This is a genomic window from Betaproteobacteria bacterium, from assembly GCA_016709965.1.
Lineage (GTDB): Bacteria > Pseudomonadota > Gammaproteobacteria > Burkholderiales > Rhodocyclaceae > Azonexus > Azonexus amarohabitans.
On sequence record JADJLT010000002.1, the window covers coordinates 24159 to 38186 of the forward strand.

Below are 14028 nucleotides of genomic sequence, written 5' to 3' on the forward strand. Positions count from 1 at the left end.
GATCAACACTTACGCCCGTGGCTGGTCTTGACCTGTGTCGATGCCAATACCCCGCGAAGAATATTGATTTCATCTTTTTCCAAGCGCGCCCGACCAAATAGACGACGCAGCTTTTGAAGCAAACGCCCTGGCTGCGCTGGATTGAAGAATCCTGTATCTGTCATTACAGTTTCCAAATGGGCGTAAAGACCTTCAACTTCATCATGAGTGGCCATCGGCGAAGAAAAAGGTGTGACGCCTTGCGCTAAAGCAGGCGGCATTGAGTCAAAGGCTGCCATACGACATTCGTAAGAAAGAACTTGAACGGCTGATCCCAAATTTAACGAGCTGAATTGGGGATTGGTAGGAATGCTCACGGCTGCATGGCAGTAGAGGATTTCTTCGTTACTAAGACCAACTGTTTCATTGCCAAAAACCAGGGCAACATCCCCCTGCCCTGCCTCAATCAAGAGGCGTGCCACTGTTTCGCGCGGTGCGCCTATTACCGGCCCAATATCACGTTGCCGTGCAGAAAGCGCAACAGCAAAAGACGCTCCCGCTAGCGCCTCTTTCAGTGACGACGTAACCGTGGCGTTTTGCAACAGGTCAACCGCGCCGGTTGCCCGCGTATCTGCCTCTTGGTCGGGGAATTTTTTGGGCTCGACAAGATACAGTTTCGAAAGACCCATCGTCTTCATTGCCCTCGCTGCCGCACCGATATTGCCGGGGTGACTGGTGCGGCACAGAACAACTCGAATACGCGAAAGCAGGACTTCTGGGTTCATAGTGTAAAATTCGTTCTTTCAAATATATTTCGGGTGGCCCTGCCCCCCGCAAAAGCTCTTTAAGCTCATGCATCCAACTCTGAATATTGCCATCAAGGCAGCGCGTCGCGCTGGCCAGATCATCAATCGTGCGTCTAACGACCTGGATTTACTCAAGGTCACCACCAAACAACCTAACGACTACGTAACTGAAGTCGATAAAGCAGCTGAAGCTGCAATTATTGAAACCTTGGTGGATGCCTACCCCGGATACGGCATTTTAGCAGAGGAGTCCGGCGCGACCGCCTCGAGCAATGGTAGCGGTGATTCAGAGTATCAGTGGATCATCGATCCACTCGATGGCACAACCAATTTTATCCACGGTCTCCCCCAGTATGCCGTATCTATAGCACTGGCAAAGGGCGGGGTGATTGAACAAGCCGTTGTCTTCGACCCCAATCGCAATGAACTATTCACAGCCAGCAAAGGTGCGGGTGCATTCCTTAACGAGCGTCGCATTCGCGTCTCCAAGCGCACCAAACTTCAGGACTCACTGATTGGAACCGGCTTCCCGTACCGAATGTTCGATCACATAGACACCTACATCGCTATCTTCAAAGAACTGACTCAGAAGACTGCCGGACAACGTCGTCCCGGGGCTGCCTCACTTGACTTGGCATATGTTGCCTGTGGTCGTTACGACGGATTTTGGGAGTTTGGCCTCTCTCCGTGGGACATGGCAGCGGGTGCGCTCCTAATCTCCGAAGCAGGTGGTCTGGTGAGTGATCTGCGCGGTGATGCCACTTACCTGGAATCTGGAAATCTCGTTGCAGGCACTCCTAAAGTATTCGCCCCGCTACTTAAACTTATCCAAGACAAGCTACCGGAATCTGTTCGAGGCTAACCAAAATAGAAATCAAAAAGCACCTTTAGGTGCTTTTTTTCGAATGTGCAGTAGTATCGCAATACAAAGTCCGGCAAAAAACTATAGCGATTCGTCTTTCTCGCCAGATCGATCGAGACGCCTATCAAGGCGCTCATCCGGGTTAGCAAAATAACAATCAAGTGCATCCTTCAGGTTTTCGACCGCTTCTTCCTTGGTCAAACCGTCGGTTGAGATATCCAGCTCTATGCACCGAGCAACAAAAACTCCGCCTTCTTGATCAATTGTAAAATTCAACTTCTCTACCATAAATTAAATCTCGCACACTTTGAGGTAGCCCCCCAAAGCACGCCCCCCTCCATTTCAATCAGTCACGAACTACTTTTATGGAACAACAAAAAGCGCCCTATAGGGCGCTTTTTGTGTAATTTTTGGCGGAGGAGGCGGGATTCGAACCCGCGGTAGGGGATTACCCTACACACGCTTTCCAGGCGTGCGACTTAAACCACTCATCCACCCCTCCGGAAGCCGCGCATTGTAGCAGAACAACGGCTTTGGTCAAATAGACTTTCGGATAAATGCCAGCCCCAGCCATAGAAGCACCAGGATGACAAAGCTGAAAATACCACCAGCTACAGGCCCCGCGCATGCTGGCAATACCGAGGCAAGCAGCTTGCGTGGCGCATTGGTAATCAGATCAAATAGTCGATAGACATAATTATCCGCTCTGTTTCGCCCTGCCACGAGGTAAAGAAATCCTTGCCCAGCCAAGCATAGAGCAAGCATTTCTATTACAGACCTTACTGCACTAATCAGGAACAAGGTCACCGTAGGCCGTCAGTCATCTTCAATACCAAACTCGGCATCGATTCTTATCATCTGTCGGTTGTACCACCAAATAATAAGCAAATAAATTACAAGGGTGCCCTGCGCAGCCATGTAGAAGCCCAAAGGAAAGCCAAGAATAAGAATTTCGTTGGCATCTCTGGCAAACCAGGTCAGGCCGAATGTAGTGAACACCCAGACGAACAGTAAAGAGAAGGTCAGGCGCCGGGTTTTGCGCCAATAGGCGTCCGATTTCGCCATTATGACTCCCCCGAGTTACGGAAGCGTATCGTCTTCAGGAAGCTTGCTGCACTCGGATCTGGACGCGTAAAGAGACTGACAAGCACGATAGTCAAAAATCCGGCAATAACGCCAAATAGCCCCCCCGAGGTAGATTCAACATGAAACCAGGGATCCATATTGAATCCACTGATACCAAGCACGGGAATGCTGTCAAATTCGACACGAAAAATGTAGTAAATGGTGAGAGTAATGCCTACAAGCATGCCGGCAAGTGCCCCTGCGCGCGTCGCTCGTTCCCAAAAAATTCCTAGTACAAGGGCAGGAAAGAATGCGGAGCCTGCAATTGAAAATGCCCAAGCCACCATGGAGAGAATAGTTCCTGGCTTTTGAGCCGCAACGGTCGCAGCCAATACAGCTACGACCAACAACATTGATTTCGAAATTACCAGACGGAATTGGGTTGAAGCGTCAGGCCGGATAATGCGGTAATAGACGTCATGTGACAGGGCGCTGGTGATGGTCAGTAGCAGGCCATCTGCCGTAGATAACGCTGCCGCCAACCCGCCAGCCGCGACAAGACCGGAGACCACATAGGGCATGCCCGCGATTTCCGGGGTTGCCAGGACGATCACATCGGGATTCAGCGATAGTTCGGCCAGTTGGAGAATGCCATCACCGTTGATGTCCTCAATGCTGACCAGCCCGATTTTTGACCACGCGGCAACCCAGCCCGGCAATTTGGTAATGGGAATTTCAGCGAGGTGCGACAAGACTTCATATTTTGCAAAAACCGCGTAAGCCGGCGCGGTGATGTACAAGAGCAAGATAAATAGTAACGACCAGAACACCGATTCTCGGGCCTGACGAACTGTTGGCGTAGTGTAGTAGCGTGTCAGAACATGCGGTAATGCAGCTGTGCCAATAGTCAGGCAAAAGATTAGCGCCAGAAAATTGATCCGCAAAACATCCCGCTCTTCTGGCGTTTCACCGGGAAAAGCTTCACCGTGGTGAATCGGCGGCTTGCTACGGTCAACGGCGGAAAACATGGCATTTTCCCAACGCGCTCTGGCCTGATCTGGATCGTGCGGTAGATCTCGACGCTGCCGTTCAAGAACGACAATGTCTTTCATCTGTGCATCGCTGGCCTTGAGCTGATTGATCTGAACAGATAACTGTTCTCGCTCGAAGCTCAATGAGTACGGCAGCTGCATGATTTTCTGAGCATACAAATCTGCCCGTTCACGGTAGAGCTGCCGTACTTGAATTTCTGCTGGTGTCTCGAATAGACGGTTCTCCAACTGCGTAACCTGCTGCAGTACCTGCCCATAAACCAGTTGTGGTACTGGATTACCAGTGACGTTATAGGAAAGAATGGCAACCGGAGTAATGTAGGCAACGATCAGAATCAGATATTGGGCTACCTGTGTCCACGTCACCGCTCGCATCCCGCCCAGAAAGGAGCAGACCAGGATACCCGCCAGACCAACGAAGACACCAATCTCGAATTGGAGGCTGACAAAACGGCTGGTGATAACTCCAACCCCATAGATTTGCGCCACCACGTAGACGAAGGACGCCAGAATTGCGGCGCCAACAGCAACGAGGCGAATGGCATTCCCGCCATAGCGTGCACCCAAAAAATCCGGCACTGTATATTGGCCGAAACGTCGCAGATAAGGTGCGAGTAACAGCGCGACCAGGACAAACCCCCCTGTCCAGCCAATAACATAGGCCAAACCCTGAAAGCCTGACAGATAGAGGGTGCCCGCCAGACCGATAAATGACGCAGCACTCATCCAGTCAGCGCCGGTCGCCATGCCATTAAAGAAGGCTGGAACACGCCGACCGGCTACGTAGTACTCCGAAACGTCAGCCGTCCGGCTAACAATGCCGATGATGGCATACATGGAGATGGTAAAAAACAAGAAGGAGTAGCCGATCCAACGCGGCGACATTCCGTTTTTTTCCAGCACAGCAAGCATCCCGACAAACGACAGGAAGCCACCTGTGTAATACAGGTAATAGCGCTGCAGTTTGGTCAGAGAGCGCACAGCCCTTTGCTGCTAGTGATTTCGACGGAGGAAACTGCTGGCCTGGGACTCTTCGATCAACCGGCTCGCGGTATCGATCTCCTTGCTCACGGCACGGACAGTCAGCATCTGAAAAATCCGGGCTAGCAGCAGCGTGTTGGCCATGGCATCACGCCGACCAGTTCCGGCCTCAAGGCCAAATTCATCAATCCAGTGGTCCAGCGGCATAACCGTATGGCCCTTATCTTCAAACATCGCAGGAAGCAGCCAGGCGAGGTCTATCCACTGGGGCTGAAAATCCACATTGAGGCGTTCTTTGAAGGCGCGGTGCAGGAAGCCTCCCACATAAGGAATATGATAAGTCACCAATGGTGCCTTGGCAGCAAATAGCAAAAACGCCGTTAATTGCCGGTCGACCGCAGCACCCTCACCATCCAGCGTCGAAAAGTCCACGTAGAAGGTATCGTCGGGCTGGACAGCCCCCTTCCAGATTGACGTTGCAGCCAAACCAAGTAATTTGTCACTATCAGGATTGGAGCCGCTACTGACGATATCAACGACAACGTATCGCGTATGGAAATGAAGTTCTTCCATGCTCGGCGCGGCACTGCGCCGCCAGGCTTCAAGTGAGGCCTGCACATCGCCTGGAAGGCTTGCTGGGGCACCACCCTTAAACAGAAATTTCTTCAGCCCGAGCATGGTCATTGCACCTGGTAATCGAGTTTGAGACGAGTCTGTATCTTCCGGGCCTGGCGGAACGATTCCTTCAAAATACGACGATCCAGTTCATTCAGTGTTTCCGGATCGATCAGGTTGTCCCCTTGAGTGCCCGGCTCCCCTTCAAGATATTGATGTTGCAAACGGAGCAACTGAATGAAGTTCATCCCCTCAAGCACAGCGTTGATCTCCTCGCTGCGAATTGACAGGCGCTGCGCAGATATTCGTAGACGCTGAATCGAGTTGGTGTTGTGAACGCCACTTGCCATCGCATAGATACGTGCCACGTCGACGAATATGCGCGAGCCATATTTTTTCAAGTCGATCTTGCCGGGATGGCCGGGCTCAAGATCCGTCAGGAAATCGCGTATCTTGCCAAGAGGCGGCTCAACGTCGAGTGCATTCTTTGCCATGGCGCGCAGGAACATCGGATTGACTGCTGTTTGGGCCAACAAATGACGGCGCATGGCATCAGCCAACTCCACCTGTCCAAACAACGGCCGAAAGTCGAAGAAAATGGTTGCGTTAAGTAATGCATCAGGTTGCGGTATGCGAATCCAGGTAGAAAACTGGTCTTTCCACTCATCGAGCGTCAAACACCACTGCGGATTGCTCGCCATGATGTTTCCTTTGCAGAGCGGAAAACCACAGCGGTCCAGGTCCTTGTTAACGTCAAGGGCATAGGCCAGAAAGCGCTGTTTCAGCGCATCGATCGATACCTCCTCTGGCGGTGCAAAAACAATACCGTTGTCCTGGTCTGTACTGAAAGTCTGCTCGTCACGCCCCTCGGAACCAAAAGCCAGCCACGCCCATTCGATCCCGTCAAAATTATGATTTTCCAGATTGAGCTGAATGACTCGACGAGTCAGTGCATCGTTCAATGCCGAGATGAACTGCGTCAGTTGCTCAGCACCGACGCCCTGCGCCAGCATGTTGAACGAAAGTTGCCGAACATCAGTGGCGGCCTGCTGCAAAGCCTCAACGTTCTGGGCACTATCGATGGACTGACGAATCTGGCGCAAGCCAACACGCTGCAGCGAGAAAAGATCTCGTTCGGAAACCACCCCAGTCAGCTTGCCCTCAGCATCGGTCACCAGCACATGGCGAATACCATGGGTAGCCATCGCAAACATCGCGTCGTAAGCCGTGGCGTGCTCTTCAATCATGAACGGCTTGGCAGACATGGCCTGTGCAATCGGCGTGCTCAGCGGCAGGTCGGCCAGCACGACGCGATCAAGCAGGTCAGTACGGGTAAATACCCCAACCGCCTTGCCGTCTCCACCAACAACGACAAGTGAACCAACACCAGCCTGCGACATCGTTTCAAGTGCCGCGCGCAATGGCGTTTCGGGCAACACGGTAATCGGCGTCCGCGACCCGATACCCGCCAGCGGGGAATTCAGCGTCTGCTGCTCGCTGGCGCGCTGGGCAAATTGCAATTGCAACTGGCGACGCGACTGATCGAGCAGGCTGGCAATATAGCGCGTACAGAACAGGTTGAACTCCGGGCTGCTGCTCATCAGCGCCAGGAAATCATCGGCCGGCAACTGATAGCAAAAGGTATCTTCCACCGCCAGATAGACATTGGTCGATGGCCGCCCTGCCGTTACCGCCCCGATCGGGAAGCTTTCTCCAGCCCCAAGGCTTAAAATCGAATATTCAGTGACGGTTACTTCGCCGGCCTGACGCGCCTGCACCTTGCCTGACTCAATCAGATAAAAGAACCGGACCTTGCCCGAATCCGGCCCGACAATCTCGCTGCCCGCCGCATAAAAAACGATCTGTGCCTTCTCGGCAAAATTTTGCAGTGCTTCCGGCTGCATCTTGTTGAATGGTGCGTGATTGCGCAGGAAAGCCTGCGTATTTCCGGCCATCCTGGATCGTCCATCCTGACGCAGTGCCATTTCAACCTGACCGACGGCCATTTCTTGTCCTTTTTGCTGTTGCGTAGTCACGACAACCTCATATTTTAGAGTGCATAGTTTAACTTGAGGCGTTGCTGCAGACGTTTCGCCTGTTTGAGCGCCTCACGCAAAATGGCCCGATCGAGATCATGCAGTGTTGCGGGTTTCAGGCCATATCCCGCCACCTCACCTTTGGCAGCAGCATCAATTTGCTGCGCCAGACGTAATTTCAAAATATGCGAAAAAGCCGCGTTGACCGCAGCAATCTCATGCGTTTGCATACCCACCAGCGGTCCAGCCCCCCGCAGACGTTCGGCGGTATTGACCGCTCTCACCCCGGTAGCCAGTGCAAAAATTCGGGCCGCATCGACAAAAATCCTACTACCGAATTTTTTCATGTCGATGGACTCATTGGCATCGACCGCAAGTTCACCACGGAAATTGAGTTGCGCTTCTGCCTGCAAGGCATTCGCCGCCATCAGATGCTGGAATGATGGCGTTTCAGCAGTAAGCGATAGCAACAGCGTACGCAGTCGCTCCCCCAGTTCAAGGTCACCATACAGTGGCTGGAGATCGAAGAAGATGGTGGCATTGAGCAATGCCTTGGGATCGGGGCGTCGCACCCAGTTGATGAACCTCTCGCGCCACTCGTCGAACGACAGGCACCAAGCGGGATTGCCGGCCATGATTTGACCACTGCACAAGGCAAAACCACACTCAGCGAGATGCTGATTGACCTCCTGCGCGAAGGGCAGGAAGAGTTGCCGCATGGCAACGGCTTCCTGAACACTCGCTGAACTGAATATCAGGCCATTGTCTTGATCAGTAACAAACGTCTGCTCATTTCGTCCCTCCGAACCAAGCGCCAGCCAGCACCAAGCGACGGGTGGCAAATGATGCCGGCGCGCCGTCAGCTCAATGAGCTTTGATGACAGGCGATCATTGAATGCAGAAATAAAACGTGCTGCAACGATACCGTCCAGACCACTGCCTGCCTTGCGCAGCTGGAACTCTCGCAGACGGCCAGCCAGTGCTGGCGCCATATCAAGTGTTGCCAACGCCTCGAGGGCGGATAAAAGGGCGAGTTGCTGCCGGCAAGGCAGCGTGAAGTCGGAGTTCACGCTAACCTCAATATTTAATCCGGGCAAAATAGGTCTTCTCAGCCGCTTCGAGGGCTTGGCGTACGGTTACGATGCCCTGATCCTCCAGCAGCTTGACCAGCTTCAGGAAAACTTCGCCGGTCGCCAGCGCATCCTCCAGCGCATTGTGGCGCTTGCCGATCGTTATGCCCAGACGTTCAAGAATGACGTCGAGTTTGTGTGACTCCTGATTTGGGTGAACAACGGCAGAGAGCAGAAGGGTATCCAGTACCGGCTGAGTAAAGCGAATGCCGGTACGCTCTTCCTTGAGTTGCAGGAAGCGCATGTCGAACGCGGCATTGTGCGCAATCAGCACGGTATCTTCGCAAAACTCGTGGAAGGCCGGCAACACGACGTCGATATTCGGCTGGCCACGCACCATGTCTTCGGTGATACCGTGAATAGGAATCGATTCCGGCTTGAGTGGCCGCTCGGGGTCAACAATCTGGTTGAAAGTCTCCTGGCGCAGCAGCCGGTTATTGACGATGCGGACGGCGCCCACCTGAATGATTTCGTCGCCCTTGGAAGGTTCAAGCCCGGTCGTTTCAGTATCGAAAACGGTATAAGTCAACTCGGATAGTTTGCGATCTAGATCGATGGATTTGTCTTCAAATTTGAACAGATCGAAATCGTAGTATTCCGGACGCCCGCTACCGCTGGTTCGCTCCTCCAGATCCGGCTCGATTTCAGGTACTGCCACCGGCAACACAAAACGGAAATAGGCGCGATGCGCAGCCTTTTCACGCTGATACCAGATTTCACCGGCGTGCCGGTCGATAACGTCACGCAAGCTCAGCGGCGAAGTTTCGCCACCAATCTGCATGGGTTCCATTTCCCACGTGTAGAAGGTCTCGGAGGACATGGCCGGCCCGGCCCATATCAAGTCGAGATAAGCCAGCCTGCCGGCCGATGTCAGGCGAAATCGAAGTTCGCGCGGCTCGTAGTGATCCTGCAGTTTCGATGCCAGGCTGACCAGCGCAAAAACCAGCGAAAAACTGTCTGCCTTGATCCAAAGCGCATCGTCAAGCGCCTCGGTCTTGGTCTGTAACTTCAGCTTTTCATCGATACGGCGCTGCGCCGCTGCAATGATGTCGATGCCGAGAATATCCTCAAGCGGCCAGCGCGTCTTGATGGCATCGGAGAACTGGCTCATGGTCTGATCGATGACCTGACTGCGCTTGGCAACCTCGTCATCAATCACCCGCAGAAAACGTTCGCGCAGCTCGGGTTCCATATCAGGATAATCCAGCAAATTGGCGACGGCTGCGCGGATATTGCCAATCGAGGAACGGCTGCCTTGGGTCAGCGAGTGCAGTGCCCGATCCCGGCGCTCTTCTTCCTCGATGCTGCGAGTAATGTTTTCAACCGTGAGCACGTAGCCGGACATCGCTGCTTCCGCCGCCTCTCCAGTGGCGGCAAGGACAGGCACCATCTGGGCACGCAGCAACTGACCACCGCGTGTCGTCGTGATGAAATTGGAAATTGCCGTTTTTCCGGCTGACATGCGCTGGTAGATGACTTCCTGGGCATGTTCGACCTGGCTCTTTTCCAGAATCGAAAAAATGGAACGCCCAAGGCCGATCAACGCACCGCCGGCCACCGAGGTCGGCCCCTGCGACAGTGCCTTGAATTGGAGTCGAGCGCGGTTGTTGTAAAGCAGGATGCGACCATCCAGATTGCAGACCACAACCGCCTGTGCCAGTTCGGACATCAGCGCGGCCAAGCGGTTTTTTTCCTCCTCGACCGAGGCATTGGCGGTTGCAATCTGCGCATCCACATCGTCCATCAGAGCATCGCGTTGCTGCGCCAGATCATTGGCTGCCTGAGCCAGCTGTTGCACTTCGGGCGGTCCCTCAACGGTTACCCGAAAATCTCGATTGGCGCCGAGCATCATGCGCAGCGTTTCCGACATGCGTAACAGCCCTTCAACATATTGCTTGAACAGTTTGTGCAGTACGCCAACACCAACCGCAAAGCCGAACAGGGTCATGATTGTCCCTACCGGCAGGCGCGACAACAGCAACTGAGTCAGCATGTCGCGCTCAGCTTCTTTCAGGTCCAGCCAGACGAGCAGTGAGGTCACGACAAACGGCCCGGTCATCAACAAACCGAGCACAATGACTGCAACGATAAAACGATGTTTAGCCTTCATGGCGAGCATTCCGAGGAATTTTTATTTTTTGGCTTTTTTTGCCGTTGACCGTAGGAGCAGCTGCTATTTTCGCAGTTGGCAAATTCCCGACTCAGGCAACACCAAGCATGGCTTTCACCTTGGCCACCAGATCCTTGGTCGAAAACGGCTTGGTGACGTAAGCATCGGCGCCGATGGCGAGGCCCTTGGCCACTTCCGTATCGCGCCCCTTGGCCGTCAACATCACGATCTGTAAACCAGCTCTCGCCTGATCGGCCCGAAGTGCCTCGCAGACCTCAAAACCGGACTTCTTTGGCATCATGACATCAAGCAGAATCAGATCCGGCTCGAAGCTTGCCACCTTGGCCAGCGCCTCCTCACCGTCCACGGCCACGGCCACGGTAAAGCCTTCCTTCTTCATCAGAAACTCGAGCGAAATAACAATATTCGGCTCGTCGTCAACGATCAGGATTTTCTTGCTCATGAGGTTTGTCTCCCTTTGTTATTCCTCCGGCACCGGCAAAGGCACCGTGAAAATGAAGTTTGCTCCGGAACCGGGCTCGCTTTCAACCCAAAGATTACCACCAAAATATTCAACTATCTGGCGACTGATCGGCAAGCCAAGCCCAGTACCTTGCGGCTTGTCGGTCATCGTGTTTCCACCCTGCCGGAATTTTTCGAAAATGACATTGCATTCTTCGGCCGTCAGACCAGGACCGTTATCGCGGACCTCAACCCGAACAAGGCCTGCCGAGCTGGAGAGCCTGACCAAAACGCGCCCGGTTTCACTCGGTACAAACTTCACGGCGTTCGACAGCAGGTTGATCATGACCTGAGTCAAACGGTCGCGGTCAGCCAGGACCACCGGGCCCTGACTCGGCAACTCACCCTCCAGAGCAACCGAGCGCTCACGAAATAACTGACCCAACGATTCCATAGCCTCGCGAACCACTTCGCCAAGGTCGACTTCGCTGGTAATCCATTCTGCCCGTCCGGATTCCAGCTTGGCCATATCTAGAATCTGGTTGATCAGGCGGGTCAGGCGCTCGGCTTCACCAACGATAATGCCGAGAAAGCGCTTGCGATCACTGAGTTCAATACGCGGGTCTTCATGCAACATCTCGGAGAGTGCACGAATTGATGTCAAAGGCGTTCGCAATTCGTGGGTCACGGTTGAGATGAAATCATCCTTCATGCGGTCCAGCTCACGCAGACGCTCATTGGCTTCACGCAACTCTGCGGTCGCCGCCTCCAACTCGCTCCGCTTGGCCTCCAGTTCGTGGCTGTAGGCCCGCACTTGGGTTGCTTCATCGAGAATATCGAGCACTTCCTCTAATCCAAGATTTTCCTCCTGTGCCACGGACGCGACCATCACCCGTGCACTGGCCGAACCAATCGCGCCAGCCAGTTCCGCTTCGGCGAACTGAACAAACTTGGCATCTGCCGGCAAGCTGCGCCAGTCTTTGGCACCGCGTGACAAGGCATAGGCACCTAATTGCTGCTTTGCTCGTCCAGCCCCGAGGAAACGCTCCAGCAACCCCAGCAAGGCCTCTGGTGAAGCTTTACCACGCCACAGCCGTGCTTCGGCATTTTGTGAATCAAAACGGAAGACATCGACAAATCGCTCGGCTTGGCTTGCTTCGACAGCATCCGGCCGGGTATTAAGCGACACCCCGACATAGGCGCCGATGTTCGCCAACATGCTCCACCACAGACAATGCGATATCGGATCCAGACCAGTCAACCCGAACAGTGCTTGCGCCTTTAGCCATTCAAGGCCGAACAATCCCTGCACGACAAAGCCGCTGTCTATCCAGCCCGACTTGGCAAAGGATGGCAGCAACAGGGTATATACCCAGATGACAAATCCAGCCAGCAAGCCAGCCACCGCACCGGCACGCGTACCCTGCTTCCAGTACATGCCGCCGAACATGACTGGTGCGAACTGGGCAACCGCTGAAAATGAGATCAATCCGATACCCACCAGCGCATAAGCTTCACCGGCCAGACGAAAATAAATATAGCCAAGCAACAGGATTGAGGCGATGGCAATGCGCCGGATAGCGATGAGAAGACCAGACAAATCCTTTCGTTTTTCCGTCTGCAGCCAGGTTGACCGTAGCAACCAAGGCATGACCAGGTCGTTGCAGACCATGGTCGACAGCGCGATCGTTTCAACGATCACCATTCCGGTCGCCGCCGACAGTCCTCCGATAAAGGCGAGCAGCGCCATCGCCTCGGCCCCCCGGGCAAGCGGCAAGGTCAGTACAAAGGTATCAGGATCGGCATGATCTCCACCAAAATGCATCAAACCACCCAGCGCCAGAGGCAACACAAAAATATTGATCAGCAGCAGATACAGCGGAAATAGCCAGACGGCGCGCTTGAGATGCGCCTCATCCACGTTCTCGACCACAATGATCTGGAATTGTCTGGGAAGAAAAATAATCGCCAGCCCGGAGAGCAGAATCAGCGAGGTCCATGTTTCCGCTCGTCCGGAATCAAGTTGCAGCAAGCGACTGAGGTTGGCGCTCGCACTGGCTTTCTGGAACAGGTCGCTGAACCCGCCAAACATCCCGTAGGTGACAAACAAGCCCACTGCGACGAATGCGAACAACTTGACCACCGACTCGAATGCCACTGCCGCTACCATGCCCTCGTGCCGCTCGGTTGCATCGAGATGGCGCGTCCCGAACAATATCGAAAACAGCGCGAGCACGATGGCAATCAGAAAAGTTGAATCCAGCCCCAGAATCTCGCCATTGCTACCCGCATGATCAAGCAGGACATCGACGCTCGCTGCCATCGCTTTCAATTGCAGCGCAATGTAAGGAACAACGCCAATGACCGCTATAACCGTCACCATGCCAGCCAGCAACTGGCTCTTGCCATAGCGCGAGGCAATGAAGTCGGCAATCGACGTAATGCGCTGAGCCTTGCTGATACGGATCATCTTGATGATGACGCCGACGCAAAGCAGCATCAACGTCGGACCAATATATATCGTCAGGAAAGACAATCCGCCGGAAGTAGCCCGACCGACGCTACCGTAAAAAGTCCAGGAGGTGCAGTAAACGGCCAGCGACAAGGCATACACGTTAGGCGAGATGATTGATTTGCCGGCATCGGCACGGGCATCACCGAAACGCGCAACAGCAAAAAGCAGGCCGAGATAGGCTGCAGCCAAGAACGCGATGAACCAGCCGGAAAGCATCTACTTGCCTCGCTCGGCCACCCAGGCCGCCAAAGCGATCAATCCAGCCCAGACGCCGAACAGATACAGATAGGTCGCAGGAATACCCCCGAACTCGCCGCTTGGCAGGCTAAGTAACGGGTACGTTAATAGGGGCGCGCCAAGCAGGCCGAGTGCAGCCAGCCGCTGACGGGTCGGATTTGCTCTTTTCACAACCCCA

12 protein-coding genes and 1 tRNA gene are annotated in these 14028 nt (G+C 54.0%); 1 reads left to right on the forward strand and 12 read right to left on the reverse strand.

Features of this window, described 5'->3' with window-relative positions; genetic code table 11:
- Positions 1–2 precede the first annotated feature (2 nt).
- A complete protein-coding gene (locus IPJ12_11470; protein ID MBK7647759.1) occupies positions 3–764 on the reverse strand; it encodes an RNA methyltransferase in 762 nt (253 codons plus the stop codon).
- 67 nt (positions 765–831) lie between these two features.
- On the opposite strand from IPJ12_11470, the gene IPJ12_11475 reads away from it, so the two are divergent.
- Positions 832–1647, forward strand: a complete 816-nt coding sequence (locus tag IPJ12_11475; protein MBK7647760.1) for an inositol monophosphatase — start codon at positions 832–834, stop codon at positions 1645–1647.
- A gap of 81 nt (positions 1648–1728) precedes the next feature.
- On the opposite strand, the gene IPJ12_11480 is transcribed toward IPJ12_11475, so the two are convergent.
- The 11 genes from IPJ12_11480 to IPJ12_11530 all read right to left on the reverse strand — a co-directional run bounded on the left by IPJ12_11480 (position 1729) and on the right by IPJ12_11530 (position 14021).
- Positions 1729–1935, reverse strand: a complete 207-nt coding sequence (locus tag IPJ12_11480) for a type II toxin-antitoxin system HicB family antitoxin (protein MBK7647761.1) — start codon at positions 1933–1935, stop codon at positions 1729–1731.
- Positions 1936–2058: 123 nt separating this feature from the next.
- A tRNA-Ser gene (locus IPJ12_11485) sits at positions 2059–2149 on the reverse strand.
- 314 nt (positions 2150–2463) lie between these two features.
- Positions 2464–2712, reverse strand: a complete 249-nt coding sequence (locus tag IPJ12_11490) for a DUF4212 domain-containing protein (protein ID MBK7647762.1) — start codon at positions 2710–2712, stop codon at positions 2464–2466.
- On the reverse strand, positions 2712–4676 hold the full coding sequence (locus IPJ12_11495) for a VC_2705 family sodium/solute symporter (GenBank protein MBK7647763.1): 1965 nt from the start codon (positions 4674–4676) through the stop codon (positions 2712–2714). The genes IPJ12_11490 and IPJ12_11495 overlap by 1 nt, the downstream gene beginning before the upstream one ends.
- Before the next feature lie 81 nt (positions 4677–4757).
- A complete protein-coding gene (locus IPJ12_11500) occupies positions 4758–5423 on the reverse strand; it encodes a hypothetical protein (GenBank protein MBK7647764.1) in 666 nt (221 codons plus the stop codon).
- A gap of 2 nt (positions 5424–5425) precedes the next feature.
- Positions 5426–7315, reverse strand: a complete 1890-nt coding sequence (locus tag IPJ12_11505) for a CBS domain-containing protein (GenBank protein MBK7647765.1) — start codon at positions 7313–7315, stop codon at positions 5426–5428.
- 95 nt (positions 7316–7410) lie between these two features.
- Entirely contained in the window at positions 7411–8466 is a 1056-nt protein-coding gene (locus IPJ12_11510; protein MBK7647766.1) for a hypothetical protein, read from the reverse strand.
- A 7-nt stretch (positions 8467–8473) separates the two neighbouring features.
- Positions 8474–10636 carry a 3'-5' exoribonuclease gene (locus IPJ12_11515; GenBank protein ID MBK7647767.1) on the reverse strand — a complete coding sequence of 721 codons (2163 nt, stop codon included), beginning with the start codon at positions 10634–10636 and terminating at the stop codon, positions 8474–8476.
- Positions 10637–10727: 91 nt separating this feature from the next.
- Positions 10728–11099: a response regulator gene (locus tag IPJ12_11520; protein MBK7647768.1), complete on the reverse strand. Its 372-nt coding sequence runs from the start codon at positions 11097–11099 to the stop codon at positions 10728–10730.
- Between the two features lie 18 nt (positions 11100–11117).
- Positions 11118–13829 (reverse strand): histidine kinase, encoded by a 2712-nt coding sequence (locus tag IPJ12_11525; protein ID MBK7647769.1) that lies wholly within the window; start codon positions 13827–13829, stop codon positions 11118–11120.
- Entirely contained in the window at positions 13830–14021 is a 192-nt protein-coding gene (locus IPJ12_11530) for a hypothetical protein (GenBank protein MBK7647770.1), read from the reverse strand. It lies immediately after the preceding gene.
- Between the last annotated feature and the right edge of the window lie 7 nt (positions 14022–14028).